Genomic DNA, 20,300 nt, shown 5'->3' on the forward strand with positions numbered 1-20,300 from the left:
TGTTATGCCTTTATAGTGCGGATATGGCGACGGATATCTAAAAAATGAGTTGGTATGAAAGTTATTAACCACCAAGCTATGAGGGTTGCCGAAATTTGCATGTCTAATGCTGATTTGAAGAGGATGCGAGCTTTTTTTTGATCGCGCATATTTACGAAAATTTTACCGTATGTCATCAGCACATCAACATGTTTTTTGAGGATCTGGTTTTTACTGATTGGTAAAATCTGCGATATTATTTCAATGTTTCGGATCTCTGCTTTGACGAATCTTTCGGTTTGTGATGATAAACTATTATGTGAAGGTGTATAGTTAATAAGAAGATATGGTATTTGTGTAAAACTGCCGAGAGATAATAACCTGAGCCAAAGATTGTAATCTTCTACACCAATCAATGTTCTGTCTTCATTAAACCCTCCCACGTTTTCAAAACTAAGACGGCGGACTAGAACCGTTGAGTTGATAATCTGGTTGCATTGCCATAGAGTTTCAAATGTAATAGGCGAATCTATAGGTTTACTACAGCAATGTACCAAAACTACTTGAGGATCTTCTGTTAATGGAATTTGCTTTTCTAGTTTTTCCGGCAACCAAGTGTCGTCTGCATCTAGAAAGGCTAGCCAATCCCCTGTTGCATGTCGGGCTCCGTGATTTCGTGCGGATGCAGGACCACCATTCTCTTGACGAAGAAGATAGACAGGTGGTGGATATTTGGAAACGACTTCTGCTGTATTGTCGGATGATCCATCGTCGATAACAAAGATTTCTGCAGCTGGATATGTTTGCTCTAGTACACTGTTAATGGCTTTCTCAATATATTCTGCTGCATTATAGGCAGGAATGATCACGCTGATTTTTGGCCTAGTGCTCATTTTTTATTTAGCCGCTACAATTTTATTGTATATGTTAATGTATTGTGGGGTGACTACGTCTTCTGAGAATATATTAAATGCTTGACTTTGTGCTTTAGAAGATAGTTTTTTTCTTATGCTTTCATCTGCTAAGAGAGCTAGCTGTTTACTTAGTGAACCTTCCTGTGAGAGATCTGCGAGTTTACCCGAGTCTCCTACTATCCAGCTTAGTGTTGGCGTATTATTGCAGGTAATCGGGAGGCCTGTTGCGATTGCTTCAAGAAACGCGATGGGGAGCATCTCGTGTAGTGCACCATGTGCGAAAATATCCGCGGATTGATAGAGGGATGGAATTTTCTCCCGTGGGACATTTTGAAGAAAGGAAATGCGATCCCCCAATAGCTCTTTCCCTAATTTTATGAGGGCATCGGATTCTGCTTCATGAGCACCCGCAACGACGAGTACGCAAGGCTGAGAATAGGTCTTGGAGAATGCATGAAATTCTCGAATGAGGTAATCAACTCGCTTATGTGTGGATTTAATTGCTGCTATCGACAGAACAACAAGGCAATCTTGGGGTAAGCCCCAGATCCTGCGGGCTACTTCTTTATCGCCAGGTTTAAAGAGCTCCGTATTGACAAAATTTGGTATGGCAAATGCCATTTGAGACTTAGGTCTCTGGGCTTCCCAGTCCTCTAAATAACACGGAGCAAGGTGCTGAAGATAGGTATACCGTCTGAGGGTACTGACACTTTCTTCTGTCCCATGACCCAGGATAACTTTCGGACGGCTTAGGCCAAGCTGGTGAAATTTTTGCATCAGGAGCGCAAGCCATGGGTCCTGTACATGAACAAGATCATAGTCATGGCGTACTTGGGACAAGAGCTTCAGTGCAAAATGGGTTTGCTCGGCCTGATAGTCTGAGCCGAAGCCGTAGCGCCAGCCACCTCGTTTGCGCAGTGTACTAACTTCTTTGCTGATCTTTTGACTAAATCGCGAAGGTGTATTGAGGCACCTGACATACGAAGGTAAGGCATCGGAGGTACTGCCCCCTTGAAATAGGGTTACGTCACACTGGCGCTTGAAGAGTGCTTTGGCTAGGTCCTCGGCCCAAGTCTCAATACCTCGTTTGATGTGTCCTAGTCCGCTAGACGCAATTGCAATTTTCATCGTGATAACTCAAGCGGACACTCTCTACCCGGGGTACCAGATCACACGGGGATCGTCTGCGGGGCGCTGGTAGTCGTAGGCGGCGTCGATGAGTTTGGTGGTGTCGTAGACGGGTTTCCAGCCTAGGAGAAAGCGTGCCTTGGCATTGTCGAGCCAGGTGGTGTGAAACTCCGTGGTGAGCTTGACGCTGGGAAAGCCACGGGTTGTGCTGAGGTACTCTGCGACGACACCATAGTCCACGGGCTCGTCCATGCAGATATTGAAGGTCTGCTGACGGGACTTGGGATGGTTGAGAGCGGCTAGGATAGCGCTCACCAGGTCATCGACATGCACAAAGTTGCGCTTGATCGGGTTGCCGTCGGGATCGCAGAGGACGGGGATGGTGTTAGTGGCTTGGTAGGCATCCGCCGCATCGGCACCGACCAGGTCACGCCAGCGAGGACCACCAAAGACATCGTCGCCGAAGCTCTGCGTGTACTTGAAGTCGTCCTTTTCCATGATCCAAGGGGCGCGTAGGCAGCAACCATTGAGGTTGTACTGGATGTAGTACTGCTCCAGCAGGACCTCTTCGAGGACCTTTGAGAGCGCGTAGCAGCCTGGGTAGGCGCTGTGGCGCTGGGTCTCGGTGACGGGAATCGGGTGCGGGTAGACAAAGTGCCCCATCCCCGCATCGCCGCCGATCAGGACGAGCTGCTGAAAGGTGGGAGAGAGGCGCGCTTCCTCCAAGAGCCAGAAGAACCCCTTGATGGCGACATCCATGATGTCTTCGGGGGTCTCTTTACAGGTGGCTAGGTGGAGCACATGGGTGACGCCCTCCATCGCCCGCGCAACATCGGCGCGTGAGGACATCGAGCCCTTCACCACCTCGACCCGCTCCGTTGCCTCGACAACGCGGTTGTGACAGAACGCCCTGACGATCGCACCGTCAAAGCGCTGGTCGGCGAGAAATGCCTTCAGGAATGTTTGTCCGACCTTACCTGTCGCACCTGTCACCAAAATTCGCATAGCTCTAGTGTACCCTGTGTCATAATATCGTATGTTCGCTAAATCCCTCACGCTTTTTGCCCTCCTTCTTTTCTCGTTCTTTCCCGCCCGCGCTCAAGTGGCCTCAGCACGCTACGACTGCCTGACCTGGCGCTGTATCGGGCCGTTTCGTGGCGGACGAACGGTTGGGGCTGAGGGTGTGATCTCCCAGCCCAACGTGCTCTTTATCGGGGTAAATAATGGGGGAGTCTGGAAGACAACGGACTACGGTCACACTTGGAAGCCGATCTTCGACAGTCAGCCTACCGGGAGTGTTGGCTGCCTCGCGATCGCCCAGAGCCGCCCCGACACGATCTATGTGGGCAGCGGCGAGGGCCTCCAGCGCCCCGATCTCTCGGTGGGTGACGGGGTCTACAAGACCACGGATGGTGGCAAGAGCTGGGTGAACACGGGCCTGAAAGATGGCTGGCAGATCAGCGATCTCTGCGTGGACCCGAAGAACCCAGACCGGGCGTTCGCCGCCGTGCTGGGGCACCCGTACGGACCCAACACCACCCGTGGGCTCTTTCGGACGCTCAATGGCGGCAAGAGCTGGGAGAGGGTGCTCTACAAAGACGAGAACACCGGCGCGGTGGAAGTCGCGCTCGATCCGACCAACCCGAGTACGGTCTACTGCTCGCTCTGGGCGGCGCGGCAGGCACCCTGGGAGAATGGCGTCTGGCAGGGGACGACCAGTGGCTTGTTCAAGTCTACCGATGGCGGCACGACCTGGACACCGCTTACCAAGGGCCTGCCGACGATCGCGCAGGGCCTTGGGCGGATCGGGTTCTCGGTGTTCGATGCCAAGCGGCTCTATGCCACGGTGGACGCGACCACGGGTGGGGGGATCTACCGCTCCGATGACGGCGGCAAGAGCTGGGTCTTCACCAACGGCGAGCCGCGCCTCTGGAGCCGGGGGAGCGACTTTGCCGAGGTGCGCACCGATCCCAAGCAGCGCGATGTGGTCTACGCCGCCAATACATCGACCTATAAGTCCGTGGATGGTGGGAAGACCTTTGTCTGCATTAAGGGCGCACCCGGCGGCGACGACTACCACACGATCTGGATCAACCCGGTCAATCCCCAGATTATTCTGCTCGCGGCGGACCAGGGCGCGACGATCTCGGTGAACGGGGGGGAGACCTGGAGCTCGTGGTACAACCAGCCGACCGCGCAGTTCTATCATGTCAGCACCGACAACCAGTTCCCGTACTGGGTCTACGGCGGCCAGCAAGAGAGCGGCTCGGTGGGGATTGCGAGCCGCGGACAAGACGGCCAGATTACGTTCCGGGACTGGCACCCGGTGGGGGCCGAGGAGTATGCCTATGTCGCCGCCGACCCGCTCAACCCGGACATTATCTATGGTTCCAAGGGGAGTAAGTACAATAAAAAAACGGGCGAGGTGACCAGCATTCGGCCCAAGATAGAGGGCCTGCGCTATCTTCGCACGATGCCAATGCTCTTCTCCGAGGCCGACCCGCGCACGCTCTTTCTGGCGAGCAACCGCCTGCTCAAGACCCGCGATGGCGGCACGACCTGGGAGGCTATCTCCCCTGACCTGAGCCGCGAGACCTGGGATGTCCCCGCACCCTTCGCTGCCGTCTCGGACCAGGGAAAGACCATGCCGCGCCGGGGTGTTATTTATTCGGTCGCGCCCTCACCGACCGATATCAACGTGATCTGGTGCGGCACCGACGATGGCCTGCTCTGGCTGACCCAGGACGGCGGCAAGAGCTGGGCAAATGTCACCCCGCCAGAGATTTCGTCGTGGAGCAAGATCGCGCAGCTAGAGGCGAGCCGTTTTGTGCCGGGCCGCGCCTACGCCGCCGTGAACCGCCTGCGCTGCGACGACAACAAGCCCTATATCTACAAGACGGATAACTTTGGCAAGACCTGGAAGCGCATCACCTACGGCCTCCTCGACGATGCCCCCGTGAATACCGTCCGTGAAGACCCCAAGAAGCCGGGCCTGCTCTACTGCGGCACGGAGCGGATGGTCTGGTTCTCCGACGACGACGGGGCGAACTGGAACCCGCTGCGCAACAACATGCCCGCCACGTCCATCCGCGACTTAGTGGTCCACGACGACGACCTCGTGGTGGGGACCCACGGGCGCTCGTTCTGGATCCTGGACTCCATCACCGCTCTGCGCCAGCTCTCCCGTGAGCCGGTTGCGCTCTACGCCCCAAGCGTTGCCTACCTCGTGGACTGGAACCGCAACACCGACACGCCGCTTCCCCCGGAGGAGCCCGCGGGCCAGAACCCCCCCGATGGGGTCGTGATCGACTATTACCTCGCATTGGAGGCCAAGGAGGTCATTCTCGAGGTACGCGACTCCCAAGGCAAGGTCGTCCGAAAATGGAGCAGCACCGACAAGCCTGATACTCTCGACCCGCTTAAAATTACGGTCGATCCGCGCTGGGCACGCCCTTGGCAGCCGCTCTTAGCGACCACAGGCTCCCACCGCTTTGTCTGGAACCTGCGTCAGTATGCCCCCGCCAGTGGGCTCGGCATGGACGCGATCTGGCAGAACACCCCGACGTCCAAAGCCCCCTGGGTCGCGCCCGGAAAATACACCCTCCGCCTGACCATTGAGGGAGGCATCTGGGAGCAGCCGCTTGAGGTAAAACCCGACCCGCGAAAGTAGGGGTTATTGTGTGGTGGCCCAGACCTTAGAGAAGTCCCGGTTCCTGAGATCTTCGTCGCGGATGCCAAAGTAAACGGGGCCACCACGTCCAAACCACATCTCCGTTTCATCGGCGGCATCTATCTGGAGTAAGAGACGGTTGGCTTGCTGCTCGGCTGTTGAGGCGGTTGCTGGAGGGAGCTCGGGCCAGAACTCGGAGCGCACCAGTTGGTAGCCGCCTTCAATGGCGTAGGGCTGAGAGTCGTCGCTATGGCCAAGAAGCAGGTGGCGGGGATAGACGGTCGCTTCATGACATAGCTCAGAGTAGATTTCCCACTCTTTTTGAGTCAGAACGTCGCCTGGTTCCCCGATCCAGCAGGTCTCGACATCGGGGAGTGTCCACGCCGTCTCTGGTTGAAGCGAACAGGCATAGTAGGCTCCATTTACCATGTCCTCATTTGTGACAAGATTGCCAGGAGGCGTTTGGCGCTGTAGTGACGTGGACTCATCGGGCCACCAGAGGACACGAAAGAGAGACGAGCCATCGTACATAAATTCTACATGCGCCCCACCGTCATCGTCGTAGAGGGTGGCTTGCTGGCAGCCGGCGTAGAAAAAGTAGAGCCGCCCTTCGTCCGGTAAAAGCCCCGAGCCATCGTAGGGTTTCAGCTCAGAGCAGGCAAGCTGGGCCAGAAAAGGAAGGGCGATCTTGGCGGAGACATCACGCGAGAACCACTTTTGCGTGTGCAGGGAGACCGGCCAGCTCAGCGCCGCGGGCAGATCGGGATAGCCGCCGAGCTTGCTTGTCCCTAGTGCCAGAGCCACTTCCTCAACACGTGTCGCATGAAGCCGCACGGTCGGACGTACGAGCTGACGAAGTGTCTCTGAGACGCGACTTAGCTCGGGCGCAGCGACAATGGACTCAAGAAACTGCGGCATTGCTCAGGCGGCGGTGCTGGCAATATGGGTATGGCTCAGCTGCGCTTCCGCCTGAAGAGGCGTGAGGAGGCCGTAGCGAACCAAGGTGTCATGGACATTACGGCGCTGGGCGGGAGTGAGAGAGGTGTTAGGGGCATCATCAGGGAGGAGGAGCAGGGCACCATTTCCATGTCGATACACGGTCGCCTCGTCGCTGTGCTTCGCGACGAACCCAAGCTCGTTGAGCAGGGTACTTAACTCGTTGTAGGTAAGGGTTTCAGCCATGGGTTGTTTGCCTCTCATAGAATGCTACCAGATCATTCTTTATTTGGCGAATGGTCTCAACGGCGTCTGGGTCGAAGATTTGGTTCGTGGGAAGATGGACGGTGCAGGTGGCTTGGTTTGTCTGAGCCAGCATACGGAGTTCGGGACGAGTGAGCTGGAGCCAGTAGGCTCTGCTCTCTGAGGCATCGTAGAGAATCAAGATGATGGGAGAGAGCTCACGACTCCATGTCCACAGGTGTTTTCGTTCGAGCTCAAAAGCAATCGCACTTCGATCCGCAAGAAACTTGGGGTTATCGGTTGCCTTGACCTGGATCAAGATGTGGTCTGGTTCGAGAAAGCCCGTTTCAGTAAAGGTGATGAGGCGTAGGTCGTAGCCATAGTCATTGGAGAGGCGTTCGACCACATGCCCCTGAGGGATAATCATACTTTCCGCGTGAACGATACTTAGGTCAGCAAGGATGTGTTCGCGTGTGCGGCGTGTGCCTTCGGTAATGCGTAACATGGTCTTACTCGCTCCGTAGTGCTCCCAGGAGCGAGCTGCGGAGCGCTGCGGTGGTGGCGAGCCAGACCCAGAGCAGGCCGCTTCCTAGGACGCCGAGGAGGGTGAGTCCGAGGCTGACGAAGGGAACGCCGACGCCGGGCGTCTTGAGCGACGGTAGGACGGCCACCAGCGCGGCGGCGACTCCGATGGCGAGGCCGAGGAAGAGGAGCATAACGTGCTCGGAGAAGACAAGCTGGTGGAGGGAGCGTTTCGTGAACCCGATCGCACGGAGCAGGGCGAGCTCGCCCTGGCGCTCTAGGACATTGCGGAGGACGATCACCCCGAGGCCGAGGCTTCCCAGGAGCAGGCCCATACCGCCGAGGATCGCAAAGATCGAGAGGTAGGTGTTCTCGACGGCACTGAACATTCCCAGGCGCTCGGGGGTGGTGGCGACACTGAGGCCGTTGTCTTCTAGCCCGCGCGTCAGGGACTCGGCGAGGGCCTTGGTCTTTGCCTCGGGGGTATCGACAAGAAATACCTGGTAGCCGCTGTGGTTGGCAAAAAGCTTGGTGAAGTGGCGCTCGGAGAGGATGAGGTTGCCCTGGAGCACGGAGTTGTTGATGATCCCCACCACCTTGAGCTTGTGGATCGTGCCGCGGTCGTCGGTGTAGTCGATTGTCTGGCCAACCCCGGAGTGGAGCATCCACATCACGGTGTTCATGTCCCCGATCACTGGGATGGTGTCGGTGCCGTCGTCCCAGTCCAGCAGGCTCCAGGGGCTGGCTTTTTTATCGGCGAGCGACTGGCTGAACCCGAAGGCGCTGCGCTCGGCGAGGAGCTTGGGATCGACTCCCAGCAGGCGCGGGGTCTGGGCGCGGTTGAGGTTGAGGCAGCTTGCCTCATCGCCCTCTCGCAGGCGGAACGGGACGACCTTTGCGTCGGCCATTTCTTGTCCGTCGAGCCCGAAGGCATCGCGACCCTCGGCGGAGTTGAGGTCCTGGTAGACCGGTAGCGAGGCCTCGGCATAGAGGGCGAAGCCGCCCGTCCCTGAGGCGCGCTCGCGGGCGGCCTCACGAGGATCGTGGCGGTTGGCCCCGACCGCGATCACCAGAAAGCTCCCGCAGGCGAGTAGCGTGATCGCGCCGGTGCTACGCGAGAGCCGCCGCGCCGCATTGCGCCGCCCGACACTTGTGAGGCTCAGCACTCCCTCGGTGCGCTCCAGCTTTTGCAAGAGCTGCCGCGCCGCCAGAATCCCGGCGATGAGAAGCAGGGCGCCCGACGTAAAGAAGATCCCTGCCGCCTCTTCGCCATGCTTGCCGATGCCAAAGAGAGCAAGGCCGACCGCGAGGAAGGGAAGGATAAGGGGGAGCCATCTCCCTGCCGCTGAGACGGCTTCCCTCTTCCCTGGCGCTCGTCCCTCGCTAGGAAGAGGGACTTCACGGTTGCCACTCAAGAGCGCTTGCGCGGTGGCTTGGCCTTGCTTGCGGGCGACGAGCCAGATAACGAGGAGCGCGACCAGGAAGCTGCCGATGCCGCCGCCGATCAGGGTCTCGGGCTTGGCGTAGTAGGTGAGCGGCGAGCTTACCACGGCGTCTTTCCAGACACTACCCAGCCCGGCGATCACGGCGCGGGTGTAGAGGGTGGCGACAAAGACCCCGGCGACACTGGCGAGAGAGGCGATCAGGCCACCTTCGAGCAGGAGCAGTGTCCGCACGCGGCGTGGCGTCACGCCGATGGCGAGGAGCGTCCCGACCTCGCGGCTGCGCTGCTCGACCCCGAAGCCAAAGAGCAGGGCGGCGAGGAGCAAGGCGGCGACGATGAGAAAGATACTGAAGCCTAGAAAGAGCGAGCCAAAGTCCATGGAGTTCGCGCTGGCGGAGAGGGCGCGCTCGCGGATGGGCTGGAAGAAAAGCCCCAGTGCGGCAGGGCTGAGCGCTTGGCGGACACACGCCTCAACTGTTGCGCTGTCGGACTTGTAGCGAATCGCGGTGAGGTTGCCAAAGCGGTTGTTCCAGATGGTCTGGCCGGCCTTGAGGGTGATAAAGGCCTTGGGCGTGCCGCGAAAGGCGCTCCAGTAGGCCTGGTCTTTGTCGCGGATTTTTTCGAGATCGATGGGGACACCCGGCTCCCACTGGCGGCAGTCTTTCTTGTCGGAGAGGCCGGGGATATCGGGCATGAGCGCCGGGTCGAGTGTGGGGCCGGAGAGGGGGACGATGCCGCGAATTTTAAACGCGCTGGTGTGCTCTTCGAGCTTGCGGAGCGGCCCGACCAGCCAGTAGGTGAGCGTGATTTTATCTCCCACCTTGGCCCCGGTATCATCGGCGAGCCACTGGTTGATCAGCGCTTCGTCGTCGCCCATGCCGTCGGGCAGGGGAGCGCCTTCGAGCGCGGCGACCGTGGAGTAGGGCGTGGACTTTCCCCCAAATGTCAGGCGGTTGACAAAGTAGGTCAAGATGCGGCGGGCGCCGGGCTGCGCGGTCTCGGCGGCCTTGGCGACCTCGGGCTCGAGGAAGACACGGTCGGTGCGGAGCTCTAGCTCTCCGGTGGCAGGGACGGGCTTGAGCTTGAGGCCTGCATCGGTGAGCTTCCACTTCTCCCAGAGGGCGCGGGTGAGGGAGTCGGGCGCGATCCCGGAGCCGACCAGCAGGAGGTTGGCGCGGCCCTCCTGCCCGATGGCTTTTTGCAGGGTCGCACGGGGAATAAAGGCGTTGTAGGGCGGAATCTGGTTGGCATCGAGGCTGAAGTTGCCAAAGCGCTGCTCGGTGATCACAAAGCGCACCGGCAGGCGCAGGGCCACGGTGGCGTCCTCGATCTTGGAGAGCGGGGCATCGCGGGAGAGCAGGCTGGGCTTGTCCACCCGGATCAGCACCTCATCGCCCACATCGACCCCGAGGAACTTCGCCAGACGCTCGTTGAGCGCGACACCGTCCTCAGCCATGTTGACCGTGCCCGCGCCGCCTAGCTTCCAGAACGCCTCGTCCACGCCGACCACTTGGACGCGCCCCGCTCGCGCTGTCCCCTCGCTATTGGCCGCCGCGCCGCGAAGGAGGATCGCTGCCGAGGTCGGGGCCGCCACACCGAGCTCGCCCGTCAGCTCCGTTCGAAAGAAGCGCCCGGGGTTGTAGAGCGCGTGCTCGATCCCTCCAATGCGCGCGAGGGCTTGCTGTGTCAGGCTATAGCGCACCGAGTCCCCGACTGCAAGCGCCCCCGTGAGGATCGCCGCCGCCAGCACCGCCCCCAGAAACACCCCGAGGTGTGCTTTCTTGTGGAACTTGAGTCCTGCCAGAGCGAGCTTAAGGAGGTTCATACCAGCACTCCTTCGTGGAGACGGTAGGTCTTGCCTAGACGGGAAGCGAGCTCGGGGGAGTGGGTGATGACCAGGAGCGCGACCCCTTCTTCTTTGTTGAGCTCGATCAGCAGGTCGGTGAGGTTGGTTGCGGAGTCTTGGTCCAGCGCGCCCGTGGGCTCGTCGGCGAGGAGCAGCTTGGGCTCGTTGAGGAGTGCCCGCACGACCGCAACCCGCTGGCGCTCGCCGCCGGAGAGCTGGCCGGGGCGGTGCGCAAAGCGGTCCGAGAGGCCCACGCGGCCGAGCAGGCGCTTGGCGCGGGCCTCGGTGGGCTCTTTACGCTGCGCGGGGCCCTCGGCGAGTGTGGGGATGAGCACGTTTTCGAGAACCGTGCACTGCGGCAAGAGGTGGTGGAGCTGGAAGATCATCCCGAGCTTCTGGCTGCGCACCCGCGCCAGGGCTCGCGCGTCGAGACCCGTCAGGCTGGTGCCGTCCAGCAGGACACTCCCGCTGTCGGGGGACTCCAGGGTGCCGATAATATTGAGCAGCGTGCTCTTGCCCGACCCCGACGGCCCGACAATCGCGGCCATCTCACCCGCCTCGAGGCGCAGGTTCACCCCGCGCAAGACAGGCTTCTCCACCCCGACAAAACTCTTGACAACGCCCGAAAGCTCCAGCAGACTCATGGAGCTACTGTACCCGATTCGGGCTCCTCGCTACGGCTAGTTTTTACGCCGTCGCCGTAGAAGGAGCAGGCCCGCCGCTCCTGGCAGAAGGAGCCCCAGGCTTGTCGGCTCGGGGACGAGGGTAAAGGTAAAGTTTCCTCCATCGCCGCCCAGAGAGTGGGTCGCTGTCAGATCAATGGTCAGGGAGGAGTAGGTTCCATTGATCATCACCGAGCCATACCCCGAGCGCGTCCCTGAGGTTGTGGGGGTGGTGGAGGGGGCGATTCCCGCATCTCCTGTGGCGAGGTCAATGATCGTCTTCCCGCTAATCCCAAGACCATCCCCACCGCCACCATTGCCTTTGAGTAGGGTCAGCGAGGTGACTCCCCCACTGGCGGTAAAGTCCCAGATCGAGTTGTCGAGGTTGGCAACATTGATTACCAGATCTTTGATAGGGATGGAGAAGTTGATCTTCATGCGCGCCGTGTTATTGGTGCCCACAGGGTTGTTGTTGAAGAGGGTGTAGCCGAGCGTATCGACATTGTTCTTGGCGGTGGCGTAGATGGTGGAGTAGCTAAACTGGGGGGAGGTTCCTCCGGTGTTGGAGAGCTCCCATGCACCCAGGGTGCCACTACTGGTCGGGTTGAAGGTGAAGGAGTTGGCGTAGTTGGAGCTCAGGATACTCCCCGTCACCGTGGCTGCTCCCAGAGTCCCGGAGAAGGCACCGACACCCGTCCCACCACTGGTGAGGCTGGTGATATCCATAAATATCTGGGCATGGCTGGCTTGTCCTAAACCGAGGAGAAGCAAACAAAAATATAACTTCCGAATCAAGTGATCTACCTATTATTTCCACGGGGTCTCAGCAGGTAAATAATTGGTAGATCACAAGGCAATTGTTAGGGGAAGTCAAAAACCTGGTATTTTACGAGGTTTTATTTTGGAGCGAGGAGGGTAGCTCTAGGAAGTCCCGCCCGACGACAATCGTGCCGGAGAAGTAGGGGCGGACGGCATCGTGCCAGACCGAGTCGGGGAGGGGGGCACCGCCGGGGACAAAGTGCGAGAGGACGAGGGTCTTGACACCTGCCTCGGTGGCGACCCGGCCGACTTGCTCCGGCGTGGAGTGGCTGGCGTACAGGTGCTCCCGGAGGGTCTTGGCATTGGGCTCGCTGGCGATCAGCGGCTCCAGTGCGCTGGGGAGCATGATCTCGTGCACCAGGAGATCGGCACCGGTGGCAAGCTCGACCACACTCTTGCTGTAGGTGGTGTCGCCGGAGAAGACCACCGAGCGGTCGGGCGTGTCGAAGCGGTAGGCAAAGGAGTGCTTCAGCGGCGGATGGGCATTGAGCGCCGCCCGCACCCGGACGCCGCCCTCGCTCAGTAGCTCGCCGGGCTTGGTGAGCTCCCGGATGCTCACAAAGCTCTCAAACGGCGGCCTGCCTTCGTCGGCGATCCGCGTCTTGATGTCCAGCGCCGCAAATGCCTGGAAGTGCTTCAGCATCGCCTTGAGCGGCGGCGGCCCCCAGAGCGTGAGCGGCTTGCTCGGGTTGGTCGCCCACGCCAAGAGAGCCAGTGTCCCCATATCGGCGCTATGGTCCGAGTGCTGGTGCGTCAGAAAGACATGCCGGAAGCTATTGATCCCAATTTTCGCCTTCGCCAGCTGTTGCCCGACCCCGTTACCCGCATCGATCACAAAGGTCTCATCGCCGACTACCAGCGCATACGCCGACGGTGCCCGGTTGGCTTTGGGGGTCGGGCCACCTGCCGTCCCCAGTAAGATCAAGCGGGAGGGAGCCGCATCGTGGCTCATCCGAGCACTTGCTCCAAAAACGCATTCCAGAACTTGCCGCTGGGATCGAATTCTTTGCAGAGGCGCAGGAACTCGGGGAGCTTGGGGTAGTTTGTGGGGCGCATCGTGAAGACCTTGCCCCAGTGTGGACGCGGGGCAAACGGGGCGAGAGCGGCCTCGATAGTCGGGAGGAGAGCGAGCACTTCGGGGATATTCTGTTTCCAGGTGAAGTGGAAGCCGACCGAGTCGCGCTGGTAGTGGGGGCTCAGCCAGAGGTTGTCAGCGGCGATCGTGCGGATCTCGGAGATCATCAGGTGCGGTGCGAGTTTTTCTCTCAGCGCGGCGATTGCCGTAAAAGCGGCGAGGGCGTCTCTGCGGTCCACGAAGTACTCGCTCTGGAGCTCCGCGCCGCTGCTGGGGGTGAAGGCGAGCTTGAAGTGCGGCAGGCGCTCGTGCCAGGGGCCGGGGATGCCGCACTGGGGTGTGCAGCTCTCGGCGGAGTGATCGGGAAGCGGGTGGCGGTCCTCGGTGGCTTTTTGCGCGCCAAAGAGCGTCTCGGGAAAGTCGCCCGTCCTGGACTTCACCCAGACCTGGTTGATAGAGTCGCTCTGCCAGTCGGTGAAGAGGCTGACGGAGTAACCGCTGCCGGTGATTGCATCGAAGTGGGCGTGCAGCGCCGCGACAGGGAGGTGGGTGTAGGCGGTCTGCGCGATCTCAAAGGTCGGCTCGAGGGCGAGCGTGAGCTGCGTCACGACGCCGAGTGCGCCCAGGTGCACCACCATGCCGTCGAAGTCCGCGCCGTGTGTCGCACGGGAGACGGCTACTTTGTCGCCACTAGCCGTGACCAGCTCCATGCCGACAACCGAGGTCGCGAGGTTCCCGTTGCCATCTCCTGAGCCATGGGTCCCGGTCGCCACCGCGCCCGCCACGGAGATATGGGGCAGCGATGCTAGGTTGGGAAGCCCAAAGCCCTCCGCGTGCAAGAAGCTCGCCAGCTCGCCGTAGCGCACCCCGCTCTCTATGGTGACCGTCCGCTGCTCCCGGTCCAGCCCAAGAATCTTGGTGAGCCGCTCGGTCGAGAGCATGTCCTGGGGGCAGTCCGCAATCGTGTTGAAACAGTGGCGCGTCCCGAGGGCGCGCAGTTTTTGGCACTGACAGACCAGGTCCTGGACCTGCGCCACACTCGTGGGCTTGTGGAGCCACTCCGCGCTATAGGTTAGGTTGCCCGCCCAGTTCTTTCGGCTTTCCATGGGGCTATTGTACGGTAATCTGCCTATCGCCGACGGTATACTTGCCCGTATGACTGAGGTGATTGTGGTGGGCGGTGGGGCGGCGGGGATGCTTGCGGCGTGGCGGGCGGCGCAGCGGGGCGCACGGGTGACTCTGCTGGAGAAAAAGAGCCGGCTGGGGACCAAGATTCTGATCTCCGGGGGCGGGAAGTGCAACCTGACCCATGCGGGGGAGATGGAGGAGATTCGCCGCCAGTTCCGTAGCAATGAGGCCGGGTTTCTCAAGCCGTCGTTCTACCGCTTCACCAACGAGGACTTTCTGGAGCTGCTCACGGGGCAGGGGATGAAGGTCTACACCCGCCCCGATGGCCGCATCTTCCCCGTTCCGCCCACCGATGCCAAGGACGTTGTCGAGATTCTGGAGCGCCATGTCCGTGATGCTGGCGTGAAGGTGCGCCTCGACTGCCCCGTGGAGAAGATCCTCGTGGAGGGCGGCGTGGTGACCGGCGTCCAGGTTGGTGAGAAGGTGCTTCCCTGCACGCGGCTGATTGTCGCGGTCGGGGGCTCGTCGTTTCCGGGCACGGGCTGCACGGGCGATGGCTGGAAGTGGCTGGCGGAGCTAGGGCACACGATTGTGAGGCTGACCGCCGCGCTCGCCCCGCTCTACCTGGACCCCACCCCGCCCGACGACTGGAGTGGGGTGGCGCTCCGGGACTGTGTGCTCCGCGCCCGCAAGCAAAACCCTGACAGTAGCACGGGCAAGGAGCGCATGCACTGGCGCGGCGACCTGCTCTTTACCCATAAAGGTGTCTCCGGTCCGACCGCACTCGGTGTCTCCCGCGAGATCGCCGAGGCACTGCCGGAGAACTCCACGGTCGAGGTCGATCTCTACCCCGATGAGGCCTTCGAGCAAGTCACCGCGCGGCTCCTGGCCCAGGCGCAGCAGAACCCGAAAAAGACCCTGCTCGGCCTCATCGACGATGCCCCGCTCCCGGAGCGCCTGCGTAAGCCCTTGCTCGAATCTGCCAAGCTCGATCCCGCAACGCGGTGTGCACAGCTTACCGCCAAAGACCGCAATCGACTGGCAAATACGATTAAAGGCTGGCAAGTAGGCCGCGTTCGTGCCGTTCCACTGGAGCGCGGCGAGGTGGTCGCAGGGGGTGTGGCGCTTGATGAAGTCGATTCCAAAACGATGGAAAGCCGAAAGATCAAGGGCCTCTACCTCTGCGGCGAGGTACTCGATATCGCCGGTCCCGTCGGGGGCTACAACCTACAAGCCGCCTGGTCCACGGGCATCGTCGCCGGAGACAGCGCTGCCCAAAATGCCGTAGAATAGAGACATGATGACAAAGCCACGAACTAAGCTCTGGACACGCGAAGAAGCTCGTTTTCTTCAGCATAGTGGCTTGCTCGACGATGGGCAATATGAGCTAGTGGAGGGAGAGCTTCTACGAAAGATGCCAAAAAATCCGGCACATGTCACTGCAACACGCCAGACAAATCATTGGGCGGTGGAGCACTTTGGGGAGAGCTTTGTGCGTGCGCAGGATCCGCTGATTCTTGATCTTTTCAATGAGCCTGAGCCTGATGTTGCCATTACGAAAGATTCTGAGGATGCCTATCTTGAGCTTCACCCGACAGCGACGGAGGTGCACCTTGTGGTCGAAATCTCAGATAGCACGCTAGAGTACGATCTCACCCGCAAGGCCAGCCTCTACGCCCGAGCAGGTGTCGCGGAGTACTGGGTTCTTGATCTACCCAACCGTCGCCTTCATGTCCACCTTGACCCGTCGGAAGCAGGCTATGGGCGCATCCTCACCCTCGCCGAGTCCCAGACCATCGCCCCGCTTGCCCATGCCGACGCCACTGTCTTGGTAAGCACTTTACTTCCCTAGATGCGCCTCTATCGCTACCTGGGAGCGACGGAGCTACTCGCAGAGACTGCCCGCTGGCCGATAAAATCGGCCGCAGATTTAGAGGCGTGGCGCAAGGGAGTCTTTGGGAGCACCGCGACCTTTGTTGTCACTGCCGACGGTATGCTCTGGCTGGCGGACCAGCGCTCGGAGCATGTCTCGTGTGCCCGTGGTGCGGAGGTTCAAGCGGCGGGGGAGCTGATTTTTTCGGGCGAGGAGCTGATCGCCGCCACCAATCTCTCCACCGGCTACTGCCCCGAGCCTGAGTGCTGGGCGGCGCTTCAGGCCGCGCTCGATAGAGCGGGGATCGTGCATCCCGGTGGCTTTACAACAAGCTATCTCTTCCGGCGCTGTGACCGCTGCGGTCAGCGCAATGTCATCAAGGATGGCATTTTCGAGTGTGGTGTCTGCGGCGAGCCTCTGTCCATTGTCTGGAACTTCGCCCGCTAGCTACGGAGGCTTTGGGAGCCAGCCCAGCAGGCGCGTGACCCAGAGCAGGAGCATGAGCACGATAAGCACCCATGAGCTCACGCGGAGGAGCTTTGGGGAGGGCTGGAGCCGCGGAAAGAAGCGCAGGACGACCGCACCGATAAGCAGGCCAAAGAAGACCGGGCCGAGGGGGTGGAGCCAGAAGGCACGCACGAGCTCGCCGTGGGCACAGCAGACCAGGGAGCGGCTCATCCCACAACCGGGGCAGGGAAGGTGGAAGAGGGCCTTGGTGGGGCAGAGAGGGGGGAGACCCAGGAGAGACTTGTTGTCCAGGCCTGGGGTGGGAACAAGAAAGAGGGCCAGCAAGAGAAACGGGGCCGGGTGCCAGAGCACCCGACCCCCTTTTTGTACAGACTCCCTAAGCACGCCGAGCGTAGATCTCATTGAGCTCGTTCTGTTGCAGGAACGGAACCACCATGCCCAGGCCGTAGATCGGGCCGGCACCGAGGATATCCAGCACCAGGTAGAGCCCGCTGTTGTTCCGGGACGTAATCCCGGCCAGCTGTTGCATCCGCTCGATCTTCTGCGCGGTCAGGATGTCCCAGGCAATACCCCAGAGCGTCCCCGTGAAGATCAGCAGGAGCAGGTGGACAATCGGGGGGATGCCCTGCTCGCCCGTGTACTCGTCCATCTCCTGGCTGGTCTTGTAGAGCCAGTAGAAGTAGTAGAGCCCACAAGTAACCAACATCAAGATCGCCATCATCAGCAGGTCGCGTCGTGTTCCATTTCGCATTGAAGAATCGTGCCTCCACTTCCTACGACACGCGACCTACTGATTTAGTTACAAGGGGTACTTCTCCTCCCCCCAGCCCCCTCCTCACCTAAAGGCAAGGAGGGGGAGCCAGAGAGAGGGTTTTCCGAAAGTCCCTTGCCTTTAGGTGAGGGGTTGGGGAGAGGAGAGGTACTTACTTGAGGTTGTAGAAGCTCTTGAGGCCTTGGTAGACCGCCGACGTTCCCAGGGCTTCTTCGATACGAATGAGCTGGTTGTACTTGGCGACACGGTCCGTGCGGCTGGGAGCGCCGGTCTTGATCTGGCCGCAGTTGGTGGCGACTGCGATATCGGCGATCGTGGTGTCCTCGGTCTCGCCGGAGCGGTGGGAGAGAATCGCGGTGTAGCCGGCGCGCTTGGCCATCTCGACCGCCTCAAGCGTCTCGGTGAGGGTGCCGATCTGGTTGACCTTCACGAGAATGGAGTTGCCCACGCCCTTCTCAATCCCATCGGCGAGGCGCTTGGTGTTGGTGACAAAGAGATCGTCCCCGACCAGCTGCACCTTCTTACCGATCGCGTCGGTGAGCAGCTTCCAGCCCTCCCAGTCGTCCTCGGACATGCCGTCCTCGATCGAGATAATCGGGTAGTTGGCGGCCAGATCGGCCCAGAAGGCGACCATCTCCTCACGGGTCTTCCAGAGGTTGGACTTCCAGAAGTAGTAGCTGCCCTCGCGGCCATTTGCCTTGCCCTCTTCGTAGAGCTCGGTGGTGGCGGGGTCCATGGCGATCTGGATCTGGGCACCGGGGGTGTAGCCGGCCTTGTTGATCGCCTCCATGATCACATCGAGCGCCTCTTGGTTGCTCTTGAGGTTGGGCGCGTAGCCACCCTCGTCCCCGACCGCGGTGCCGTAGCCCTTGCCCTTGAGCACGGACTTGAGCGCATGGAAGATCTCCGCACCCCAGCGCAGGCCCTCGGAGAAGCTGGTCGCGCCCACGGGCATGACCATGAACTCCTGCAGGTCCACGGAGTTGTCGGCGTGCTTGCCGCCATTGATGATGTTCATCATCGGGACGGGAAGCTGCTTGGCGTTGGCTCCGCCGATGTAGCGCCACAGTGGGGTCTCCAGTGCCTCTGCGGCGGCCTTGGCCGCGGCGAGGGAGACACCCAGGATGGCGTTGGCACCGAACTTGGCCTTGTTGGGGGTGCCATCGAGGGTCAGGAGCAGGCTATCGAGGCCCGCCTGGTCGGAGGCATCAAAGCCCGCAAGCTCGGGGGAGATAGAGTCGTTGACATTGGCGACAGCCTTCAGGACACCTTTTCCCAGGTAGACCGACTTATCGCCGTCGCGTAGCTCGACCGCTTCGTGGGCACCGGTGGACGCTCCCGAGGGAACGGCCGCGCGTCCGACCACACCACACTCCAGGACGACATCCACTTCTACAGTGGGGTTGCCGCGCGAGTCCAGAATCTGGCGGGCGCGGACTTCTTCAATTAAAGTTAGTTGGCTCATGCTAGGAAATTATAGCACGCGCGGAGACCCGCTTGTTTCTCAGGCGTTTAAGAGTTTAGCGGGCGCTTAAGATGCGGCCAAAGAGCCCACCGCGGCGGGCTTCTTTCGCGACAGGGGCAGGGCTTGGCGCGGGCATGTGGGTGGGGCGAGCGATTGTCTGCATCTCCGCAACGGCCTGGCAGTGGAGCGCTCGCTGGCAGAGTGTCCCCAGGAACGCGTCTTGCTCGACACTGATCAGCGGGTACTCCCGGCGGATGTAGGCGAGCTGCTGGAGCACCTGGCGGGGGAGGGCTTCGGTCTCGCGCTGGATTCGCTCGAGGGCGGAGCTCATGCGGGACTGGCGGATATTGTCCGACGACTTGTCCTGGTAGAGGGTGAGGAAGCACTGCTGGATCGGTCCCACACAGAGCAGGTCCTTGCTCAGGCGGACGATCTCCTGCTGGATCTCGGACTTATGGATCAGCTCACCAAAGCGCACCCGGCGTGGGTCTTCGTCGGCGAGGGGCAGCTCCTGGAGGTGCAGCAAGAGCTGGCGCGTCCAGACATAGTACTCCTCGTTGAGGAAGAGCTCCGCCGTGCGGATAAAGGCATCGGCTGCGATCCCAACTTTATCGGCGGGGATGACATCCAGGAGGCGGTGTGCGGTCAGGGCCGCGTTCTTCTCGTCCTCGTTCTGGATATAGACCATCACGAGCTGGAGCAGGGCATTGAAGTCCGAGAAGTCCTCTTCCTGGTCCATGAAGATCGCCTCTTCGAGCGCTTCGATCAGCTCACGGGTGCGCCCCTGGCTTCGGTAGATGCGGGCGAGGAGCAGCTGGGCATCGTAGTGGGCTTCGTTAAGCTCTAGGACCCGCTTGAGCTCGGCCTCGGCCTCCGCAGGCTTTTGCTGGAACAGGTAGCAGCGGGCGAGCTTGCAGCGCAGCGCTTCGTCGTTGGGGGTCCGCCGCAGGAGCCACTGGTACTGGCGCTCGGCGAGGACATAGTCCCGGTTGCGCATCAAGAGCTGGGTCAGGAGCAGGCGCGGGCGCGGCAGGTCGGGAGCGAGCATCACCGCACTCTTGAGCAGGGAGAGCGCTTTCTGGGGGTCACGGTCGATCGCAAGAGCCGCCTGATCGACCAGGACGCGGACGCGCGGGCCACTCCTGCGGGTCTGGTCGTACTCGCTCCGGCGCTGGGGGTCGAGCAGGGTGTTGCGGGCCTCGTTGAGGGCCTGGTAGCGCTCGGGGTCACGCTGGGGTGGGCAGAGACGAACCAGACGAAAGTAAGCCTGCTGGATCTCGTCTTGGGTCGCCGTCTCGGGGACCTCCAGCGTGTCGTAAAGGCTCGTCTCGTAGGTTGTTTCGCTCATACCGTGTC

Annotated in this window: 19 protein-coding genes; 4 read left to right on the forward strand and 15 right to left on the reverse strand. The window is 60.6% G+C overall.

From position 1 onward, the window contains the following. Nucleotides 1-2: 2 nt before the first annotated feature. The 3 genes from HNQ39_RS05215 to HNQ39_RS05225 are packed head-to-tail and all read right to left on the reverse strand — an operon-like array spanning nucleotide 3 to nucleotide 3,026. Nucleotides 3-848, reverse strand: coding sequence for a glycosyltransferase (locus tag HNQ39_RS05215; RefSeq protein WP_184192889.1), 846 nt, complete (start codon nucleotides 846-848; stop codon nucleotides 3-5). A 27-nt stretch (nucleotides 849-875) separates the two neighbouring features. Beyond that, entirely contained in the window at nucleotides 876-2,021 is a 1,146-nt protein-coding gene (locus HNQ39_RS05220; protein WP_184192890.1) for a glycosyltransferase family 4 protein, read from the reverse strand. Between the two features lie 24 nt (nucleotides 2,022-2,045). Further along, the gene (locus HNQ39_RS05225; RefSeq protein ID WP_184192891.1) at nucleotides 2,046-3,026 is read right to left on the reverse strand and encodes an NAD-dependent epimerase/dehydratase family protein; all 981 of its coding nucleotides are present in this window, start codon (nucleotides 3,024-3,026) and stop codon (nucleotides 2,046-2,048) included. Nucleotides 3,027-3,057: 31 nt separating this feature from the next. Here HNQ39_RS05225 and HNQ39_RS05230 point away from each other — a divergent pair, with 31 nt between their 5' ends. Continuing rightward, a complete protein-coding gene (locus HNQ39_RS05230; RefSeq protein WP_184192892.1) occupies nucleotides 3,058-5,691 on the forward strand; it encodes a beta propeller repeat protein in 2,634 nt (877 codons plus the stop codon). A 3-nt stretch (nucleotides 5,692-5,694) separates the two neighbouring features. Here HNQ39_RS05230 and HNQ39_RS05235 read toward each other — a convergent pair whose 3' ends face one another. From HNQ39_RS05235 to HNQ39_RS05270, 8 genes are all read right to left on the reverse strand, one after another. Further along, a complete protein-coding gene (locus tag HNQ39_RS05235; RefSeq protein ID WP_184192893.1) occupies nucleotides 5,695-6,609 on the reverse strand; it encodes a YwqG family protein in 915 nt (304 codons plus the stop codon). A gap of 3 nt (nucleotides 6,610-6,612) precedes the next feature. Beyond that, on the reverse strand, nucleotides 6,613-6,873 hold the full coding sequence (locus HNQ39_RS05240; RefSeq protein WP_184192894.1) for a hypothetical protein: 261 nt from the start codon (nucleotides 6,871-6,873) through the stop codon (nucleotides 6,613-6,615). Beyond that, nucleotides 6,866-7,375, reverse strand: a complete 510-nt coding sequence (locus tag HNQ39_RS05245) for a DUF4365 domain-containing protein (protein ID WP_184192895.1) — start codon at nucleotides 7,373-7,375, stop codon at nucleotides 6,866-6,868. Before HNQ39_RS05245 ends, HNQ39_RS05240 begins: the two co-directional genes overlap by 8 nt. Nucleotides 7,376-7,379: 4 nt before the next feature. Further along, nucleotides 7,380-10,661, reverse strand: a complete 3,282-nt coding sequence (locus HNQ39_RS05250; RefSeq protein ID WP_184192896.1) for an ABC transporter permease — start codon at nucleotides 10,659-10,661, stop codon at nucleotides 7,380-7,382. Beyond that, a complete protein-coding gene (locus HNQ39_RS05255) occupies nucleotides 10,658-11,326 on the reverse strand; it encodes an ABC transporter ATP-binding protein (protein ID WP_184192897.1) in 669 nt (222 codons plus the stop codon). Before HNQ39_RS05255 ends, HNQ39_RS05250 begins: the two co-directional genes overlap by 4 nt. Before the next feature lie 36 nt (nucleotides 11,327-11,362). Beyond that, entirely contained in the window at nucleotides 11,363-12,115 is a 753-nt protein-coding gene (locus HNQ39_RS05260) for a PEP-CTERM sorting domain-containing protein (protein WP_184192898.1), read from the reverse strand. Nucleotides 12,116-12,230: 115 nt separating this feature from the next. After that, on the reverse strand, nucleotides 12,231-13,115 hold the full coding sequence (locus HNQ39_RS05265; RefSeq protein ID WP_184192899.1) for an MBL fold metallo-hydrolase: 885 nt from the start codon (nucleotides 13,113-13,115) through the stop codon (nucleotides 12,231-12,233). Further along, nucleotides 13,112-14,344 carry an FAD-binding protein gene (locus HNQ39_RS05270; protein WP_184192900.1) on the reverse strand — a complete coding sequence of 411 codons (1,233 nt, stop codon included), beginning with the start codon at nucleotides 14,342-14,344 and terminating at the stop codon, nucleotides 13,112-13,114. The genes HNQ39_RS05265 and HNQ39_RS05270 overlap by 4 nt, the downstream gene beginning before the upstream one ends. A 49-nt stretch (nucleotides 14,345-14,393) precedes the next feature. Here HNQ39_RS05270 and HNQ39_RS05275 point away from each other — a divergent pair, with 49 nt between their 5' ends. From HNQ39_RS05275 to HNQ39_RS05285, 3 genes are read left to right on the forward strand one after another with little or no spacing between them, the layout of a single operon-like run. Next, nucleotides 14,394-15,659: a BaiN/RdsA family NAD(P)/FAD-dependent oxidoreductase gene (locus HNQ39_RS05275; RefSeq protein WP_281380153.1), complete on the forward strand. Its 1,266-nt coding sequence runs from the start codon at nucleotides 14,394-14,396 to the stop codon at nucleotides 15,657-15,659. A 4-nt stretch (nucleotides 15,660-15,663) separates the two neighbouring features. Further along, complete coding sequence (locus HNQ39_RS05280; RefSeq protein ID WP_184192902.1) at nucleotides 15,664-16,218, forward strand: Uma2 family endonuclease; 555 nt, start codon at nucleotides 15,664-15,666, stop codon at nucleotides 16,216-16,218. Further along, entirely contained in the window at nucleotides 16,219-16,686 is a 468-nt protein-coding gene (locus HNQ39_RS05285) for a hypothetical protein (protein ID WP_184192903.1), read from the forward strand. It abuts the gene before it with no gap. Here HNQ39_RS05285 and HNQ39_RS05290 read toward each other — a convergent pair whose 3' ends face one another. From HNQ39_RS05290 to HNQ39_RS05305, 4 genes are all read right to left on the reverse strand, one after another. Continuing rightward, nucleotides 16,687-17,109 (reverse strand): DUF2752 domain-containing protein, encoded by a 423-nt coding sequence (locus HNQ39_RS05290; protein WP_184192904.1) that lies wholly within the window; start codon nucleotides 17,107-17,109, stop codon nucleotides 16,687-16,689. It lies immediately after the preceding gene. Then, a complete protein-coding gene (locus HNQ39_RS05295; protein ID WP_184192905.1) occupies nucleotides 17,084-17,458 on the reverse strand; it encodes a DUF4234 domain-containing protein in 375 nt (124 codons plus the stop codon). Before HNQ39_RS05295 ends, HNQ39_RS05290 begins: the two co-directional genes overlap by 26 nt. Nucleotides 17,459-17,630: 172 nt before the next feature. Continuing rightward, on the reverse strand, nucleotides 17,631-18,944 hold the full coding sequence (gene eno / locus HNQ39_RS05300; RefSeq protein ID WP_184192906.1) for a phosphopyruvate hydratase: 1,314 nt from the start codon (nucleotides 18,942-18,944) through the stop codon (nucleotides 17,631-17,633). A gap of 55 nt (nucleotides 18,945-18,999) precedes the next feature. Next, a complete protein-coding gene (locus tag HNQ39_RS05305; RefSeq protein WP_184192907.1) occupies nucleotides 19,000-20,292 on the reverse strand; it encodes a J domain-containing protein in 1,293 nt (430 codons plus the stop codon). Nucleotides 20,293-20,300: the final 8 nt, after the last annotated feature.

It is taken from the genome of Armatimonas rosea (genome assembly GCF_014202505.1).
Taxonomy (GTDB): Bacteria; Armatimonadota; Armatimonadia; order Armatimonadales; family Armatimonadaceae; genus Armatimonas; species Armatimonas rosea.

Excerpts from the sequence above, each read along its gene's own strand:
- HNQ39_RS05280 (WP_184192902.1), top strand. The coding sequence starts at position 15,664 with ATGATGACAAAGCCACGAACTAAGCTCTGGACACGCGAAGAAGCTCGT.
- HNQ39_RS05275 (WP_281380153.1), top strand. The coding sequence starts at position 14,394 with ATGACTGAGGTGATTGTGGTGGGCGGTGGGGCGGCGGGGATGCTTGCG.
- HNQ39_RS05285 (WP_184192903.1), top strand. The coding sequence starts at position 16,219 with ATGCGCCTCTATCGCTACCTGGGAGCGACGGAGCTACTCGCAGAGACT.
- HNQ39_RS05230 (WP_184192892.1), top strand. The coding sequence starts at position 3,058 with ATGTTCGCTAAATCCCTCACGCTTTTTGCCCTCCTTCTTTTCTCGTTC.
- HNQ39_RS05245 (WP_184192895.1), bottom strand. The coding sequence starts at position 7,375 with ATGTTACGCATTACCGAAGGCACACGCCGCACACGCGAACACATCCTT.
- HNQ39_RS05235 (WP_184192893.1), bottom strand. The coding sequence starts at position 6,609 with ATGCCGCAGTTTCTTGAGTCCATTGTCGCTGCGCCCGAGCTAAGTCGC.
- HNQ39_RS05270 (WP_184192900.1), bottom strand. The coding sequence starts at position 14,344 with ATGGAAAGCCGAAAGAACTGGGCGGGCAACCTAACCTATAGCGCGGAG.
- HNQ39_RS05220 (WP_184192890.1), bottom strand. The coding sequence starts at position 2,021 with ATGAAAATTGCAATTGCGTCTAGCGGACTAGGACACATCAAACGAGGT.
- eno (WP_184192906.1), bottom strand. The coding sequence starts at position 18,944 with ATGAGCCAACTAACTTTAATTGAAGAAGTCCGCGCCCGCCAGATTCTG.
- HNQ39_RS05225 (WP_184192891.1), bottom strand. The coding sequence starts at position 3,026 with ATGCGAATTTTGGTGACAGGTGCGACAGGTAAGGTCGGACAAACATTC.
- HNQ39_RS05295 (WP_184192905.1), bottom strand. The coding sequence starts at position 17,458 with ATGCGAAATGGAACACGACGCGACCTGCTGATGATGGCGATCTTGATG.
- HNQ39_RS05255 (WP_184192897.1), bottom strand. The coding sequence starts at position 11,326 with ATGAGTCTGCTGGAGCTTTCGGGCGTTGTCAAGAGTTTTGTCGGGGTG.
- HNQ39_RS05265 (WP_184192899.1), bottom strand. The coding sequence starts at position 13,115 with ATGAGCCACGATGCGGCTCCCTCCCGCTTGATCTTACTGGGGACGGCA.
- HNQ39_RS05305 (WP_184192907.1), bottom strand. The coding sequence starts at position 20,292 with ATGAGCGAAACAACCTACGAGACGAGCCTTTACGACACGCTGGAGGTC.
- HNQ39_RS05290 (WP_184192904.1), bottom strand. The coding sequence starts at position 17,109 with ATGAGATCTACGCTCGGCGTGCTTAGGGAGTCTGTACAAAAAGGGGGT.
- HNQ39_RS05240 (WP_184192894.1), bottom strand. The coding sequence starts at position 6,873 with ATGGCTGAAACCCTTACCTACAACGAGTTAAGTACCCTGCTCAACGAG.
- HNQ39_RS05250 (WP_184192896.1), bottom strand. The coding sequence starts at position 10,661 with ATGAACCTCCTTAAGCTCGCTCTGGCAGGACTCAAGTTCCACAAGAAA.